Here is a 16,669-nt window from a genome sequence, read left to right as displayed (position 1 = left end):
GAGGCCGAGGCCCGGATTGCCGAAGCCCGTCGTTTATCTCATAAACCGCAAGGTTTTGCCATCGGCCGCAGCGGTAAATCTGCAGGGCGTCCCGGAGGAAAATCGGCGGACGCGGCGGCCGGCAGGGCGCACGTTAGTCGGGCGGCGCCAGCTATAGGTGTCGAAACGCTACGATTTGAGCGGTTTGCTGCGCGCTGGGTCCGGGCAGCGGCGGTGGCGCTTAAGTTAGAGGCCGAGATTTTCCACTTCGACGCTGACGCTCAATTCGTGGTCCTGGCCGCCGAAAATTACGCCTTTCAACGGCGTGACGTCGCTGTAGTCGCGGCCCCAGGCGACGACGATATGCCGGTCGCCGGGCGTCTGGTTGTTGGTCGGGTCGAAGTCCATCCAGCCCAGGTCCGGCAAATACACCGAAAACCAGGCGTGGGAAGCGTCGGCACCGACCAGTTTGGCTTGGCCGGGCGGCGGTAACGTTTCGATGTAACCGCTGACGTAACGCGCCGCCAGCCCCTGCGAGCGGATGCAACCGATGGCCAGATGGGCAAAATCCTGGCAGACGCCGCGGCGGTGCTCCAACACCGTCGCCAGCGGCGTAGCCAAATTGGTGAATTCCGGATCGAAAGTGAAATCGCGGTGGATGCGCTGCATCAAGTCGTGTATCGCTTCGGGCAGGGATCTGCCGGGCACAAACGATGGTTGGGCGTAGGCTGCCAGATCGGGATCGGCATTGACCAGCGGCGAATCCAGCGCGTACTGGCGGGCGTCGACGGCCGAATCGCCGGTGGCGCTACGCAGTATCTCCCTGGCCGTTTCCCAGCCGATGCCGTGGCCCAGGTCCGTTTGCGCCGGCTGGCGAATGACCCGGACTTCGCTGACCGCGGTGACTTGAAAGGTCAGGTGCGGTTCGCGGATCGAAAACCAGGCCACCTGGTTGCCGAAAAAATCGGTGCGTACCCGGTAGTCGCACGGCGCCGGCGAAATCTGCAATTTGGTGTCGATGACCTGTTGGTTCGGACTCGGCCGCGGCAGCATCCGCACTTCGTTGTAGGACAGGCCTACCGTTTGCTGGTAGTTGTAAGCGGTGGTATGGGTAACCCGGTAGCGCATGGCAAGCCCTCAAGACAGCGATTGCGGCGCAGCGCCGTGGCGGAAATAGGTTGCCGTCAGCGTTTCCGACAGGTTGGCCAGCAGCCCGTATATCTTGCCGAGTTGGCTGTCCAGCGCTTCGCGGCTGCCGTTTTCGGCGACGGTCTGCAATTCTTCGACGTTGGCAATGTGCAGAATGCAACTGGCTTCCAGCAACAACCGTTCCTCGGCGCTGATGCGGCGGTTGCCGGCCTCGCGCGGCAACTTGCCGACGTGCTCCTGCAGCCGGGCGATTTGGTAGGCCAGCGAACGCGGATTGTTCGGGTCCAGCAATAACAATTCCAGGAAAGGCGCCAGCTCCAGGTTGGCGCGGTAGTGTTGCCGGTAGCAAATCAAATTGTCGCTGCTGTCCAGCAAGGATTCGATCAGCCGGGTTTCGGCGGCTTCGCTTTGCGCTTGGGCAAAGGCCGTGCGCAACAGCGATACCAGTTGCAGGCCGCGTTCCAGGCGGCGGCCGATATCCAGAAACAGCCAGCCGTCGCCGCGGGTCATGCTTTCCATCGCCAGCCCGCTGAACGCGGACAAGGTGGTGACCAGTTGGTCCATTTGTTCCTGCATCGACCAGAGCCCGGACTTGCGCAGGCGTTGCGCGGCGGCGATTTGTTCTTCGATTTCGTCGACCACCCGCCAGGTATCCGACGACCACAGGTCGCGCACGGCATAGGCCGACTGCGCCATGCGGTTGATGGTGTCGGGCAGGCTGCCGATGCGCTCGGCGTCGGTGGCCAGGGCCAGCAACTCGGCTTCCGGCGCCTTCAACAAGTCTTCGGCGTCTTCGCCGAAGAAACCGGGGTAGGCGCCGGTGGTGCCGGTCACGCAGCGCAGCAGGGTATGCATGCTGCTTTGGTAATCGGGATTGTCGCGTTCCGGGTTGATGAATAATTTTTTGATCGTGGCCCGCATCAACCGAATGCCGCCTTCGGCGCGCTCGGCGTTGCGGCCGACCCAGAAAATGTTGTCGGCGGCGCGGCTGGGCAGCGCGCTGGCGTGGCCGCTGAGGCCGCTATCGCCGGCTTGCGGTAGCGAGCCGAGCTGCGGTTCGCTGGCGATGACCCAGGTATCCTTGCTGATGCTGCCCATTTGGTTCGTGATCAACATTTCGCCGTAGCTGCGGGCGCTGCGGGTCAAGCCGCCCGGCATCAAGGTATAGCCGTCGGCTCTGGCCACCATGAAACAGCGCAATAACGACTGCCGCGGCTGGTAGCCGCCGTCGGCCAGGCTGGGTGCAGTGGAAAAGCTTTCGTATTCCTGGCCGACGTAAAAGGCCGGCCGGGCCTGGATCCGCTGGCGCCAGGCCGCGAGTTCGGCTTTGCTCAATTTATGGCCGAACACGGCGTGCTCGCCGGGTTTGCGGTAAATCGGCTTGATCACCAGCCGCGGCAGATTGGCCAACACGTAGCTCAATTCGCGGCTTTGCCCGCACCACCAGGTCGCAATCGAATTCAATTTTAACGGTTGGCCCAGGAAGTATTCGGCGATACCGGGCAGGAAGGCCATCAGGCCCGGGTTTTCCAATACGCCGCTGCCCAACGGGTTGGCGATGGCGACGTTGCCGCGCCGCACCACATCCAATAATCCGGGCACGCCCAACCGGGAATCCTCGCGCAGTTCCAGCGGATCGCAGTAATTGTCGTCGACCCGGCGCAGGATCACGTCCACCCGCTGCAGACCGGTCAAGGATTTCAGCCAGACGCAGCCGTCGCGTACGGTCAGGTCGTCGCCCTGCACCAGCGCATAGCCCAGGTAGGCGGCCAGATAGGCATGTTCGAAAAAGGTTTCGTTCAACGGCCCCGGCGTCAATACCACGACCCGCGGCAATTCGCTGCGCTTCGGCGCCACCGCGTTCAGGCCGGCGCGCAGCGATTGGAAGAAACGCGCCAGCCGGTGTACCTGGTTGTCGCGAAACAGGCTGGGCAGTACCCGCGACATCGCCAGCCGGTTTTCCAGCGCGTAGCCGGCGCCGGACGGAGCTTGGGTGCGGTCGCCCAGTACCCACATCTTCCGGTCCGGGCCGCGCGCCAGATCGGCGGCGTACAAAATCAGTTGGTGCTGGCCGGCCAGGCGTACCTGGTCGCACACCCGCAAGAAGCCGCCGTGGTTGTAGACCAGCTCCAGCGGCAACAGATTTTTTTTGACCAGTTGCCGCGGGCCGTACAGGTCGGCCAGGATTAGATTCAGCAATTCGGCGCGTTGCAACAGGCCGGCTTCGATGTCGAACCATTCGTCGCTGGAGACCAGCAGCGGCACCGGATCCAGCCGCCAGGGCCGGCTGGCGCCGTCCGGGTCGCCGTAGACGTTGTAGGTGACGCCGTTCTCCCGCAACAGCCGCAGCGCCTCGCGGTGGCGCTGGGAAACTTCGTCTGGGCCGAGCTGGATCAGAGCTTGCATTAGATGCAGCCAATGCGCGCGAATCCGGCCGGTTTCGTCCAGCATTTCGTCGTAGCCGTCAGGCTCCAGGCGGTATTCGGATGCGAAAGATTCTGGCAGGCTGAAAGTGGTCATGTTTTGAGTTTGCCGGTTTAGCGCAAATTACGCAATCGATAGTAGCCTGCTCGGCGTGCTGGCCGGTACCGCCAAAATCGCCAGCAAGAGCCGTGCCGCGCGCCGACTTCGGAACGGATTTCGCTGACGGGGCCAGGGCAGGAAGCCGCTGGCTGTGCGGGGCCGGAGGGGGCAAGCCGGTTGCAGCGAGCGGGGCGGGAGTCGGCGGCAATGGCGGATGTTTGCACGGCTTTGGCGCGCGGCGCACCATAAGCGGCAGATGTCGGCGCGGTGGGGTATAGGCATCGCGGCCGGCGGCCGCAGCGGCGATGCGTGGTCTTGCCAAGTCTGCGCCAATCCGGACCGCTACGCGCAAGATCGGGGCGATCCGGCGGTTGCCGCCGGGTGCGGCTATTCCGGTTTCAGTAGCGGTAACCGAATTCGCAATTGCCGCCGAGGCGCTCGCTGAGCGCGGTGCCGCCGACGGTATTTTCGTTCAAATCCATATTGCAGGCGACGTCGACCTTGGATTTGCGGTTTTTACCGGCGGCAATCAGGTTTTGCTCGCGGTTATCGGCCAATGTCGGGCCGCTTTGCGGCTGTTCGCCCAGCCAGCGGTCCGACGGCATGCTCAGAATCAATTCCGGGCGCGATTCCGCTGGCGGCGCCGATTTGGGGGCGGCGTGGGCGGCGAGAGGGCAGGCTGCGGCCAGAACGATGGCGGCCAACAGTCCGGCGGGGCGGGAAACAGGTAGTGTGTTCATGACACTCTCCTCAAGCCCGGAGGGCCTGGATCACGAGTTCTACAGTGTAAAAGGCTTAAAAAACGGCCTGTAACGCACGGAAAAGTATAGGCAAATTTTTCGATTTGCGTAGGGGTTCTCGGAAATTTTTTTTCGGCCGTCAGTGCGGCGGACAAGCCGGGCTAACTGTAGGTTGGGCCGGGTGCGGGGCGGGCAAATATTCGGTTGGGCGGAGCGGTAGCGGCGGGCGCCAGCCGGCGCCCGGATTGGCCGGTCAGCAACTCACCGGCAGCGGCCGGGAATCGTCCTTGCTGAATTGCGGCAGTGTGGCGAATGCTTCCTTCAGTTTTTCGTGCCACATGCGCCGGAGTTGGATCAAATACTCGTTGTCTTCCTGGAAGCAGTAATACTCGTCCAAGGCCAGGCTGTCCTTGTGGTAAATCAGCAGTTCCACCGGCGCACCGACGCTGGCGTTGCTGCGCATGGTCGAGTCCATCGAAATCAGACAGCAGCGGCCGGCTTCGTGCAGCGAGGTATCGATTTTCAGAAACCGGTCCAGCACCGGTTTGCCGTATTTGTTTTCGCCGATCTGCAAATAAGGGGTTTGGCGGGAGGTCGTGATGCAATTGCCTTCCGGATAGACCAGATAGGCGCCGTGCGGCTCCTGGCCGATCTGTCCGGCCAGGATAAAAGTGGCCGACGGGTTAAAGCTGCTTTGGCCGGAATCGGCGTGGCGGCGCTGTTTTTCGACGCTGATGTGGCCGAGGTAGTCGGCCGCTTCGGACAAATAGGTAACGCTGTCCAGGTTGACTTCGGCCTGCTCTTTAATGTCTCGCTTCAATTGGTCGATCACCGCCTGCGTGGTGGCCAGATTGCCGGCGCTGAGCAAGATGATCTTGCGGTCGCTGGCCGTGGTGAACGCATGCATCTTGCCGTAGGTACTGACGTTGTCGATGCCGGCGTTGGTTCTGGAATCCGAGGTTAATACCAAGCCGTCCTTCAGAGAGACGGCGATACAGTAAGTCATGAGCGCAGAGTCTGAAACATTAGGTTAACCGCAGTGTACTAGAGATAAACCGCAAAGGCCAACGCCGGCCGCGGCCGATTGAGGCCGAGAGCCAGAGGGCGGCCCTAACGGAACATTTATTGTTTCCAATGCCCTAATGTTCGCGAGCATGCTTCTCGTCCCAAAAAGTAGCGCTCGGGGAACCGGCCGCGAATCCGGCCGGTTTATGGTTATAGTCGATTGCGGAGGGTCGCAATATGTCGCAACAACCCAACTCACAAACCTTGATTCGCCAAAGCCTGGCTTTGGTTAAAACCTCGTTCAACCACGTCCTGATCGGGATTTTGGCGGTTTTGCCGGTTTACATCGTGGTGCAGATTTTCGTCTGGCTGGTCGATTTTGTGCTCCAGACCGTCTTCGATATCAGGGGATGGATCGGGCATTACTGGCTGGCCGCGGTCGTTTTCGCCGCGGTCTACGCCCTGTTGGCGTACATCGGCAATGAGATTGCCAAGCATCGGCAGTCGTTGGTCATCTCCATATTCGATATGCTGATCGAACGGGTGCCGTTCCTGCGCGGCGTTTACCGGGTCAGCAAGAAGGTGATCGAGATGTTTCGCGGCCAGGGCGATAACCGGATTCGCGAGGTGGTTTACGTGGAATATCCCAAGGACGGCGTCTGGGTGCCGGCCTACGTTACCAACCGCGAAGGCAATCGATATGTGCTGTATATCCCGACTTCGCCGAATCCGACCAACGGCTTTACCGTCATCGTCGACGAATCGAAGGTCGTGAAATCGGAACTGAATTTGGAGGACGTCACCAGTTTCGTCGTCAGCATCGGCTCCGATTTTCCCAAGTCGCACGAATCCTTGAGCTTGCCGCGTTAGGCGCCGCACTTGAAAATCCGGTCCGCGGATTGCAGAGCCATGTTGCGGCGTAGTGCCCGCCTGGTGGCGGCCTTACTGCTTTGCGCTGGATGCTCCGGGCCGGTAAACCCACCGCCCGCAGTTGGCGAAGCCACACTGCCGGTTTATCTGGTCGGCCACGGCTGGCATGCCGGTATTGCATTGCCGCGAACCGGCTTGCTGCCGGAAAGCGCCGATTTTCCCGGCGCGGATTATCTGGAATTGGGCTGGGGCGACCGGGATTATTACCAAGCGAGCGACCCCGGCGTTTGGCTGTTATTGCACGCCGCATGCTGTTCCGCTGCCGGAGTGCTGCATGTCGAGGGCATTCACGGCAGCGTCGGCGAGCGCTTTGCCGGGGTCGAGATGGTTCGGTTGCAGGTTCCGCGCGATCGCTTCTTAAAACTGGTCGCCTTCATCCATGGCAGTTTCCGACGCGAAGCAGGGATGGCCAAAGCCCTGGCGCTGCGGCGCGGCTTGGCGGCTGACAGTCTATTTTATGCCGCCGGCGGCGGATTCCACCTGTTCAACAACTGTAATACCTGGGTAGCCTCTGCCCTGGAGTCCGCGGGGTACACCATGGGCTGGCCGCCGCCGTTCACGACCGGCCAGTTGCTGGCACGGGCGCGGCGGCTGGAGTCGGCCGCGCCGCGCCGGTAACGGCCGTCACAACACGATGTCGTCGTCGGCCGCGATCTGTAAACTCTGTTTGGTTTCCTGCACCGTGTTCTCGCGGGTCTTGTCCAGATAGGCTTTGGTCTTGTCGATTTCGGTGCTCAGCGCCGCTACGGTTTGTTTCATGTTGGCGAGGGCGTCCAGTTTGTAATTGGCCACCATGTCCATCGTGTCGTAGATGTTTTTGAACGCCGTGGCCAGTTGGTCCAGGCTGACGGCGGCGGTGCCGGCTTGCTGGTGGATTTGCCCGGCCTGTTGCTTCAACAGCACGGAGGTGGCTTCGATCAGGTTGCCGGTGGTGGAGCGTAGCGCGCCGATTTGATCCAACACCAGTTTTTGGTTGGCCAGCGCCTGCGCCACGATCACGGCGGTGCGCAAGGCGGCGACGGTGGTCGTGGTGGCCCGGTCCACGCCCTTGATCAGTTCCAGATTGTTCTTGCGGATCAGGTCCATCGCCAGATAGCCCTGGATGGTCACGGCGAGCTGGGTCATCAGGTCCTGCACCTTCTGCCGTAAGTAAAACAACATTTCTTCGCGAATGATGCGGGCTTTTTCCGGATCGGCCGGTTCGATTTCGGCCAGCTTAGCCTCCAGCGCCGCGTCGATGCCGCGGCCGACGTGGATGTACTGCTCCAGCTTTTCCATGGTGTGCCAGGCGTTGACTTTTTCTTCTTCGATGGCCGCGTTGTCCTTGCGCAGCTCGTCCTGGCCGCCGTAAAGGGCGACGATGATGGCGTCGATATGCTGTTGCGCCGATTGGTATTGCTGGAAATAATCGTGCAGCCGGTTGCCCCACGGAATCAATCCCAGCAATTTGCGCGGTTGCAGCAAGTCGCCCTGGCGGTTGGGATCGAGCGCTTCCACTTGATTGCGCAGATCGACCAGCGAACGGGAAATTTTGGAGCCGTCGTTGAACACGCCGGCATCCAGCGCTTGGGTCGGACGTGCCAGCAGCCGGTTGGAAATGGCGGCAGCCTCCCTGATTTCGCTGGCGCCCAGATTATGAACGCTTTCCACTTTGGCTTTGAAGGCCGGGCTTTGGCTGGATTCGGCCAATACCGTATCGATGAATTCGGCGACGCGCACATCCAGCTTGGCGACGGTCTCGGCCGGCAGTTTAACCATGGCAACCGCCTGCTCCTTAGCGATAGGCGGCACCGGGGCCGGTGCGGCCAGGGTTTCCGGCGGGGTCAATTCGGGGATGTCGCTCATCGTAATCTCCAGGGTTCTGTCGTTATCCGCGCGCCGGTTCGGAACGGCAATCGAAGCTTGCAGCGCCGGCGAGGATCGGCGAGCGGCCGCGGCGAATATGATAACCCATTAGCTTCGGGCCTTTCGGCGCCGTCTTGCCATCGGCCGCGGTTCCTGCGGCAAATTGCAGTCTCGGCGCGTTTCTGCCATGCTCAGCGGAACACCGTTTGTTTCGAGGGCTACATGCGCTTTTTCCCGGAATCTTCCGCAACCCGCAAACTCGAGCGGGACCTGGACCGGCGCCGGCTGGGCGGCGTCTGCAGCGGTTTGGCGCGTTATACCGGTATCGGCGTCAGCGCCGTCCGCTTCATTTTCCTCGGCTCCGTCTTCTTCAGTTTCAGCCTGACGTTCTGGCTTTACCTGGTACTGTGGATAGTACTGCCGGGGCGGCGCTCTTCGGTTTCGGAATTGTCCTGGCGCCTGCGGCGCAAGGCCCGGCACCTGGAAAAATTGATCGATAACGCCCAGGCGCGGTTGAGCCAGCCTGCGGCCCGGTCGGCGCTGGAGCAGATCCATCAACTCGTGCTGAGCCTGCTGCCGGATTTCGATGGCCTGTCCCGTCGCGATGGTAACGAACTGGCCGCGGCCAAACGCGCCGTATTGGAACAGTTGCCGACCCTCCTCGAACACTATCTGCGGCTGCCGCCGGCCTATGCGGAGGGGGCGGGCGGAACGGGGGCCGAGGAACGGTTGGCGCAGGAATTGAACCGGCTGGAAAACCTGTTGCGCGGCGTGGCCGAACAACGCTTTTACCAGCGGATCGAGGCAGCCGCGGCAAATTCGGGCACGCCCGAGGCTACAGCACAGCACGCAGTGCCGTTGCCGGTCCGCCAACAACTGGAGTCGCTGCAACGCCGTGTGGCCGGCAGGGTCGACGTCGCCGTGGCCAGCAAAATCTCCGGCATCGTCGAGGCCTTGCTGATCCTATTGTCCCGCCTGCCGCAGGACGCCGACCCCAGCGATCCCAATCTTTACAATCTGCGGCAAATCGCCCACGACTACTTGCCGGGCGCCATCGAACGCTACCTGGCGCTGCCGCCAGCATTGGCCCGCACCGAACCGGTGAGCCAGGGCAAAACCGCGCATGCCTTATTGGCGGAACAATTGGACGTGCTCGACCGGACTCTGCGCGACATGCTGACCAGCCTGTATCGGCACGACGCCCAAGGCTTGCTGGTCCACGGCCGCTTCCTGCGCGACAAATTTGTGGAACATGCCGACGATTGGTTGAAATGAATGCCCGCTCGCCAGCCTGCCTATAGTTTCAAGCCAAACCAACCGGAAAACGCACGCGCAATAAATTTTTCAGTTGCGACCGCGACACTTCTCAGTCAAATCCCGGTAATCAACAAATCCACCGCCGCCAAAATTTCGCCTCGTAACGTTTCCAGCTCAGTCACTTTGGCGCCGAGATTATTGACCGGAATGGCGGCCATTTCCTGCACCACCAAAAAGTATTGCTGTTGTTCGAATTCAAAAACCGGATTCAACCGGGTAATGGGCTTTTGCTCGGCCAGTTTGATGGCAGGAATCACCAGCCGGGTTTTCAGCGTGTCGAGCAAGTCGCTCTGGATATCGAGCAGATATGGGTAACGGCTTTGGGTTTGCCGGTTGGCATTGCGATACAGGGAGCACTGCGCCATCAAAAATTCCGCAAGCTGTCGCTGAAACAACCTTCCGCTTCGATGCGCTGATTGTAGTCTTCGATGGATTGGCCATTTTCTTGGAGCCATTGCTGCCGTTGCTTTTCGCGTATGGCTTCGGCCAAGGCGCGCTCCAGCGTGGCGGATAAATTGATATGCAAAGCCTTGGCTTGGTTTAACAGCTCGCTGTTGATGCTGAGATTGGCGGCTTTTTTGGTGGCAATTTTGTTGGCGGCGGTTTGCATGACGATACCTCACGTATTTTTTATGCGCACAGTGTATGCGCAACTAAATGGCTTTGGCTATTCGATTTCCGAGACAGTCCCTGTAGGATGCGGTGAAGAAACAACCGCATCGATCAAGAAAGGAGCTAAATAACAACGATGACAGACTACCGCCGCTTTCAATATCCCGGAGCCACGTGGTTTTTTACGGTCAATCTGGCTGAGCGTCATGGCAATCGATTGTTGACAGACCAGATCGATCCACTACGAACCGCCTTCGCCCAGGTTAAAAGCCGCCACGCTTTTGAAATTGACGCGATAGTTGTGCTGCCAGAGCATTACATTGCATTTTGACCTTGCCGGTTGGCGATTCCGATTTTTCTACCCGCTGGGGATTAATCAAAGCCAATTTTTCCCGGCGAGTCGCCAAAGGCGAGAGAATATCGAAAAGTCGAGAAAAACGAGGCGAACGGGGTGTGTACCCGAGGGCATAAATGGCAGAGACGATTCTGGGAGCATCTGATTCGCGATGAAACCGACTACCGGCAGCATATCGATTATATTCATTGGAACCCAGTCAAACATGGATGGGTTCAGTTAGTCAAAGATTGGCCTTATTCCAGCTTTCATCGTTATGTGAAATTAGGTTTGTATGCCGAGAATTGGGGGCATGAAATCGAGTTATCGAAGATAGCGGCGAGAGAGTGACGCGATCGATGCGGTTCACGTTGTTCACCGCATCCTACGTGCTGGGAATGATCGTTGGGTTTCAGGTTGTTCAACCCAGCCTTTCATCGTTATGTGAAATTGGGCTTCTATGCCGAGAATTGAGGTCATGAAATCGACTTATCGAAGATAGCGGGGAGAGAGTGACGCGATCCATGCTATACGGAAAAATTATATGTCTAACAAAGAGTTGATTGAGTTGAGGTAAACATATTAATAATATCAAATGAACAATTACTTTTTTGAAATCCCTGTATATCGAATTTCTGAAGTCAAATATAACGAGCAGATGGATGATTTTATCCGAAAAAGCGTGCCGACCTACGAAGGTTACGAGAAATTGCTTCAATATAATTTGAAAAATCCAGGAAATATTCATCCAGAGTTATCATTAGTCGGAGTGTGTTGTCGAGAATTTGGTGGCCCTTGGTTGTACAACGAAATAGTTGGTTATTTACGTTTATATCTATATCACAGTCAAATCCGTGTTGAATATTGGCAGCATGATGTTAAGAGAATAAAGAAGTCAAGGAAAAGGTTGTGCTGTAGAAAGAACCCGAAAATTATTGAAGAAATAAATATCAAAGATCGAGGCTCTAAATCAGAGCTTAAAGAAGCAATAGAGGCTGCTGTAAATTTATGTGAGTGTAAATTTAAAGGTCGGTATCTAGATCTAAATTATTTCAATATGATGAAGGATCATGTTGATTGGGCAGGATTGATGGCAAATTTATCACAATAAGTTACTCTCGGGCGTTTTTATCAAATTAAGTATTTGTTGTCGCTGTCATCTTAATAATCAAAGGTATTCAAGGAGTATCAATGCAAAAGGCAATAAAGATATTATTGGCCTTATCCCTATTTTTCGCTATTGCAGGATGCTCAACAATAAAAACTCAGTCTGAACGTATCCGTATTGGTATTAAAGCTAAAGATGTAATTGAAAAAGCGGAAGCTTGCAGGTCTCCTATCCAGAAAAATCCTAAATTCAGCCGGATTTACGATAAGTTAGCCGTCGCATTTGGTCAAATGCCAAGCGACACCCAATTGCATGATCAAGAAGCAATGTCTGAATCAGATATTCAATTAGGTATTGATTGGTATGGCGAATATCAATATTGCATGGCCAAGCAAATTCAAGATGCTGGAAATGTAGACCCCAGCTATGCAATCGCGTTGTCTCACGCGCTCAAAAAACAAATTTCGTTAGTAAATGAAGTTGTTTCGACTCGTCCTACATATGGACATGTTAATAACAAAATATTGCAAATGCGAAACGACCTAAAAATTGAGGTCAAACAATGGGCTGATGACTTAGAACGGCGTCTTGCACAAAAGGAGGAAAACGACTCGGATAGTGCTTTTATTTCTGAAGTTGGCAGGGTTAGCAAAAAGTTAGCTCAATCATTTTTTGAAACGGTTGGTGAGATAGCAAAAGCCGAACTTGAGTTAGCTCAAGCGATCGTTGTCTATTCCGCAAATCAACCTACATATATTGTTACCAATCCTATAAGAACTACTAATTGCTCTGTTCTTGGTAATTTTGTTACATGTACAAGTTATTAATCCATATAAGCGCTGACTAGCTGTTATCGATTCGGATTCGGCCGTTCGCAATTCTAAGCTAGCGGTCAGTTTTTGGCGGATCAACGCCAAGCAAAACCCAAGATGCGGTTTTTGGCTTCGAAAGACTCGCAGGCAATTACCGGCTTTAACCGCAACAAGGCGGAACGGCGCGTGCCCGCTCGACCCGGCCGGCGGCTTAACCTGGGCTTAGGCATTGGCTATACTGCTGGCTTTAGGACACAGGCCGATGCCGTTAAGTTAAGGATCGGGCCGGCTGGTTCAAATCCGGTAGGAGCAGGCCATGCCTGCGACCGAAGGCGATTGGTCGCGGGCATGGCCCGCTCCTACCATCATTAACTTAACGACATTGGGACACAGGCGGGGACGGAGCGTGGCGACGAAACGAAGGTTGGCGATTATCGGTGGGTTAATCGCCGTTGGCGCAGTCGGCCTGGGCTGGCAGGGAAAACGCAACGGCGCCGACCCGGAGCTGTTGCTGTTGCACGGCAATATCGATATTCGCCAGGTCGATTTGAGTTTTCGCGACCCGGAGCGGATCGAACGAGTCGAGGTGCAGGAGGGCGAGCGGGTCTCACGTGGCCAGTTGTTGGCAACGCAAGCGCTGGAGCGCTTTCAATATGCCAAGGATCAGGCGGCCGCGACGCTGGCGGTGCGCCAACACCAACTCGACAAACTGTTGCACGGCTCCCGGCCGCAGGAAATCCGCAAAGCCGGCAACGACGTCAAAGCCGCCGAAGCCGCGGTGGTGCTGGCCGAAAAGGAATTGGCCCGGATGAAATCGCTGGTCGCGCGCAAACTCGGTTCGGTGGAGTCGGTCGATAAGGCCAAAGCCCAGTACGACTCGGCGCGGGAGAATCTGCAGGCCTTGCAGCAGCAATATGCACTGACCGAGATCGGGCCTCGGCGCGAAGATATCCGGGCGGCCCAGGCTCAGGTCGAGGCCGACCGCGCCGCATTGCAATTGGCCGAGAAAGCCTGGAACGACGCCCACTTGTACGCGCCGCAGGACGGCGTCGTGCAGAACCGCATCCTGGAACCGGGCGACATGGCCGGCGCGCAGACGCCGGTGTTGACGCTGGCGCTGACGCAGCCGCTGTGGGCCAGAACCTATCTGGCCGAAACTGATCTGGGCAAGGTCCGCCAAGGCGCGCCGGCCAGCGTCTATAGCGACAGCTTCCCCGACAAAGCCTATCCCGGCTGGGTGGGTTATATATCGCCGACCGCCGAATTCACCCCGAAAAGCGTCGAAACCAGCGAATTGCGCACCAGCCTGGTCTACCAAATCCGGGTCTTCGTCTGCGATAGCCAAGACCAATTGCGGCTGGGCATGCCGATCAGCGTCACTATCGATACCCGGCAGCAACCGTTGGCGCAACCGGGCTGCGGCCCGCGGCCGTGAATTCGCCCGTTAGCGGCTTTGCACTGCGCTTTGCGGCGGTCAGCAAGACCTTTGCCGAATCCGGCCCGGCCCTGCGCGACATCGATTTGGCCTTGCCGGCCGGCGGCATCACCGCCCTGGTCGGACCGGACGGCGCCGGCAAAACCACCTTGTTGCGTTTGGCTGCCGGCTTGTTGTTGCCTGATAAAGGCCGTATCGAAAGCTTTGGTTTGGATAGCGTAACGGCCGGCGGCCAGTTGCACAGCCTGATCGGTTACATGCCGCAGCGCTTCGGGCTGTACGAAGACCTCAGCGTACAAGAAAACCTGCAACTGTATGCCGATCTATACGGCATACCGCAACACGAACGCCACAACCGCTTCGCCGATTTGATGCGGATGACCAATCTGGCCAAGTTCGGCGACCGCTTGGCCGGCCGCTTGTCCGGCGGCATGAAGCAAAAGCTGGGCTTGGCTTGCACCTTATTGAACCGGCCGCGCTTGCTGTTGTTGGACGAACCCTCGGTCGGCGTCGATCCGGTCTCGCGCCGCGAGTTGTGGCAGATCATTGCCACGCTGGTGGCCGAATTCGGTACCACGGTGTTGCTCAGCACCGCTTACATGGACGAAGCCGAACGCTGCCAGCGCGTGGTGTTGCTGGATCGCGGCGAAATTCTGCATCAGGACGCGCCGGCCGCATTCCACGCACTGGCCCGGGATTGCAGTTTCCTGCTGTCCAGCCCCCGCACCTCGAACCGGGCCTTGCAACAACGCTTGACGGCGCACCCCGACGTGGTCGACAGCGTGGTGCAAAGCGGCGCTGTACGCACCGTGGTCAGGCCGGGTCGCCGGCCGGATTGGTCCAAGTTGTTTCCAGGCGCCGAGACCGTGGCCAGCCGGGCGGTGGCGCCGCGTCTGGAGGATGCCTTCATTTTGTTGCTGACCCGGCGCCGCAGCAACGCACCGGATGCGGAGACGGTTTGTTTCAACCCTCACGGAGCAGGCGCCAAGCTTGACGGCATGCGAGATCCGGTGATCGAAGTCGATCAGGTCGACCGTTGGTTCGGCCGGTTCCAGGCCGTGAAAAAACTGTCGTTCCAGGTCGGCCGCGGCGAAATCTTCGGTTTGCTGGGCGCCAACGGCGCCGGCAAGACCACGACCTTTCGCATGCTGTGCGGCCTGCTGCCTGCCAGCAACGGCCGCTTGCGGGTGGCGGGGCTGGATTTGCGCAGCGCCGCGTCGCAAGCGCGGGCGCGGCTGGGCTATATGTCGCAAAAATTCTCGTTGTACGGCCAACTATCGGTGCAACAGAATCTGGAATTCTTCAGCCAGGCCTACGGCCTGCATCAAGGCCGGCGGCGGGAGCGGATCGCTTGGGCGGTGGCCCAGTTCGGTTTGCAAGACTTTTTGGCGCACAACAGCGCCGATCTGCCGCTGGGTTACAAGCAGCGCCTGGCCTTGGCCTGTGCGTTGATGCACGAGCCGGAAATTCTGTTTCTGGACGAACCGACTTCCGGCATCGACCCGCTGGCGCGGCGCGAATTCTGGGCCAGGATCAACCAATTGGCGGCGCAGGGGGTGACGGTGTTGGTCACGACCCATTTCATGGAAGAAGCCGAATATTGCGACCGCTTGTTGATCATGCGCGAAGGCGACATTTTGGCGGCCGGCACGCCGGCCGAGATCAAGCAACGCAGCCGAATGGGCGGTGCCGAGCCGGTGGCGACGATGGAAGACGCCTTCATCCGGCTGGTCGAAGCCGGCGGCGGGCAAAGCGGATGAACGGTTTTGGATTGCGTTTGCGCGGTTTGATGCGCAAGGAGTTCCTGCAAGTCTGGCGCGATCCCAGCAGTCTGGCGATTGCGTTCGCGATGCCGGTATTTCTGCTGTTGCTGTTCGGTTACGGCGTGTCGCTCGACGCCAAGCAGGTGCCCATCGGACTGGTCATCGAGCAAACGTCGCCGGCCGCGCGCGAATTCGCCGGCGGCTTCGAGCAATCCGACTATTTCGCGCCGCGTTATTTCGCCAATCTGCCCGAGGCCGAAGCGGCCTTGTTGGCCCGGCAAATCAACGGCATCGTTCATCTGCAGAGCGACTTTGCCCGGCGCTTGCAGGTGAATGCGCCGGCGCCGATTCAAGTGATTCTGAACGGCGTCGACGCCAATACCGCCAGGCTGGTGTCCGGTTACGTGCAGGGGGTGTGGGATAAATGGCTGGCCGCCCACGCCGAACGCAACGGCCAAGCCGGCAACCGCGCCGTGCAACTGGAAGCGCGGGTCTGGTTCAATAGCGCGTTGCGCAGCCGCAATTTTCTGGTGCCGGGCCTGATTGCCGTGATCATGACGCTGATCGGCGCGTTGCTGACCGCGTTGGTGGTGGCGCGGGAATGGGAGCGCGGCACGATGGAAGCGCTGATTTCGACGCCGGTGACGGTGCGCGAAGTCTTGCTTGGCAAACTGCTGCCGTATTACCTGCTGGGCATGGGTGGCATGTTGCTGTCTATCGGCATGGCGGTGTTTTTGTTTCAGGTGCCGCTGGCCGGCTCGCTGTGGGTGCTGCTGCTGGCCGGTACCTTGTTCTTGTTGGCGGCGCTGGGCATGGGCCTGCTGATTTCGATTGCCGCGAAAAACCAGTTCGTCGCCGGCCAGATTGCAATCATCGTTACGTTTTTACCGGCTTTCATCTTGTCCGGTTTCATTTTCAACATCGACAGCATGCCGCCGGCGGTGCAACTGATTACCCATCTGGTGGCGGCGCGTTATTTCGTCGCGATTTTGCAAACGGTATTTTTGGCCGGCGACGTTTGGGAGGTGATCCTGCCCAATGCGCTGGCCTTGTTGGTCATGGCCGCGGCCTTTCTGGCCCTGGCCTTGTGGCGCGCGCCGCGCCGCTTGGAGTAAGC

15 protein-coding genes and 1 pseudogene are annotated in these 16,669 nt (G+C 58.6%); 9 read left to right on the top strand and 7 right to left on the bottom strand.

Annotated elements, in window-relative coordinates:
* Positions 1–225 precede the first annotated feature (225 nt).
* From MKFW12EY_RS16990 to MKFW12EY_RS16975, 4 genes are all read right to left on the bottom strand, one after another.
* A complete protein-coding gene (locus MKFW12EY_RS16990) occupies positions 226–1,107 on the bottom strand; it encodes a transglutaminase family protein (protein WP_221053433.1) in 882 nt (293 codons plus the stop codon).
* A gap of 9 nt (positions 1,108–1,116) precedes the next feature.
* Positions 1,117–3,648, bottom strand: coding sequence for a circularly permuted type 2 ATP-grasp protein (locus MKFW12EY_RS16985; protein WP_221053432.1), 2,532 nt, complete (start codon positions 3,646–3,648; stop codon positions 1,117–1,119).
* Positions 3,649–4,049: 401 nt separating this feature from the next.
* Positions 4,050–4,391 carry a hypothetical protein gene (locus MKFW12EY_RS16980; RefSeq protein WP_157199687.1) on the bottom strand — a complete coding sequence of 114 codons (342 nt, stop codon included), beginning with the start codon at positions 4,389–4,391 and terminating at the stop codon, positions 4,050–4,052.
* 253 nt (positions 4,392–4,644) lie between these two features.
* Positions 4,645–5,397, bottom strand: a complete 753-nt coding sequence (locus tag MKFW12EY_RS16975) for a proteasome-type protease (RefSeq protein WP_064022523.1) — start codon at positions 5,395–5,397, stop codon at positions 4,645–4,647.
* 236 nt (positions 5,398–5,633) lie between these two features.
* Here MKFW12EY_RS16975 and MKFW12EY_RS16970 point away from each other — a divergent pair, with 236 nt between their 5' ends.
* Positions 5,634–6,266: a DUF502 domain-containing protein gene (locus MKFW12EY_RS16970; protein WP_054763762.1), complete on the top strand. Its 633-nt coding sequence runs from the start codon at positions 5,634–5,636 to the stop codon at positions 6,264–6,266.
* 39 nt (positions 6,267–6,305) lie between these two features.
* Complete coding sequence (locus MKFW12EY_RS16965; protein ID WP_221053431.1) at positions 6,306–6,944, top strand: DUF2459 domain-containing protein; 639 nt, start codon at positions 6,306–6,308, stop codon at positions 6,942–6,944.
* Positions 6,945–6,950: 6 nt separating this feature from the next.
* Here the strand turns inward: MKFW12EY_RS16965 and MKFW12EY_RS16960 are convergent, their stop codons facing one another.
* A complete protein-coding gene (locus MKFW12EY_RS16960; protein WP_221053430.1) occupies positions 6,951–8,171 on the bottom strand; it encodes a toxic anion resistance protein in 1,221 nt (406 codons plus the stop codon).
* Positions 8,172–8,393: 222 nt separating this feature from the next.
* On the opposite strand from MKFW12EY_RS16960, the gene MKFW12EY_RS16955 reads away from it, so the two are divergent.
* Entirely contained in the window at positions 8,394–9,446 is a 1,053-nt protein-coding gene (locus tag MKFW12EY_RS16955; RefSeq protein WP_221053429.1) for a PspC domain-containing protein, read from the top strand.
* Between the two features lie 95 nt (positions 9,447–9,541).
* On the opposite strand, the gene MKFW12EY_RS16950 is transcribed toward MKFW12EY_RS16955, so the two are convergent.
* Entirely contained in the window at positions 9,542–9,853 is a 312-nt protein-coding gene (locus MKFW12EY_RS16950; RefSeq protein WP_054763416.1) for a CcdB family protein, read from the bottom strand.
* A complete protein-coding gene (locus MKFW12EY_RS16945; RefSeq protein WP_054763415.1) occupies positions 9,853–10,098 on the bottom strand; it encodes a type II toxin-antitoxin system CcdA family antitoxin in 246 nt (81 codons plus the stop codon). Before MKFW12EY_RS16945 ends, MKFW12EY_RS16950 begins: the two co-directional genes overlap by 1 nt.
* A gap of 138 nt (positions 10,099–10,236) precedes the next feature.
* Here MKFW12EY_RS16945 and MKFW12EY_RS16940 point away from each other — a divergent pair.
* From MKFW12EY_RS16940 to MKFW12EY_RS16915, 6 genes and pseudogenes are all read left to right on the top strand, one after another.
* Positions 10,237–10,785 (top strand): annotated as a pseudogene (locus MKFW12EY_RS16940) (REP-associated tyrosine transposase).
* 307 nt (positions 10,786–11,092) lie between these two features.
* Positions 11,093–11,545 (top strand): hypothetical protein, encoded by a 453-nt coding sequence (locus tag MKFW12EY_RS16935; protein ID WP_157199573.1) that lies wholly within the window; start codon positions 11,093–11,095, stop codon positions 11,543–11,545.
* Between the two features lie 80 nt (positions 11,546–11,625).
* A complete protein-coding gene (locus MKFW12EY_RS16930) occupies positions 11,626–12,369 on the top strand; it encodes a hypothetical protein (protein ID WP_054763414.1) in 744 nt (247 codons plus the stop codon).
* 391 nt (positions 12,370–12,760) lie between these two features.
* Positions 12,761–13,789 carry an HlyD family secretion protein gene (locus MKFW12EY_RS16925; RefSeq protein WP_245006342.1) on the top strand — a complete coding sequence of 343 codons (1,029 nt, stop codon included), beginning with the start codon at positions 12,761–12,763 and terminating at the stop codon, positions 13,787–13,789.
* Entirely contained in the window at positions 13,786–15,549 is a 1,764-nt protein-coding gene (locus MKFW12EY_RS16920) for an ATP-binding cassette domain-containing protein (protein WP_221053427.1), read from the top strand. Before MKFW12EY_RS16925 ends, MKFW12EY_RS16920 begins: the two co-directional genes overlap by 4 nt.
* Entirely contained in the window at positions 15,546–16,667 is a 1,122-nt protein-coding gene (locus MKFW12EY_RS16915; protein WP_221053426.1) for an ABC transporter permease, read from the top strand. The genes MKFW12EY_RS16920 and MKFW12EY_RS16915 overlap by 4 nt, the downstream gene beginning before the upstream one ends.
* Positions 16,668–16,669 lie beyond the last annotated feature (2 nt).

Source organism: Methylomonas koyamae (assembly GCF_019669905.1).
GTDB classification, from domain to species: Bacteria; Pseudomonadota; Gammaproteobacteria; order Methylococcales; family Methylomonadaceae; genus Methylomonas; species Methylomonas koyamae.
Note: the sequence above shows the minus strand (reverse complement) of the source record. Positions and strands in the feature narration are given on the sequence as shown.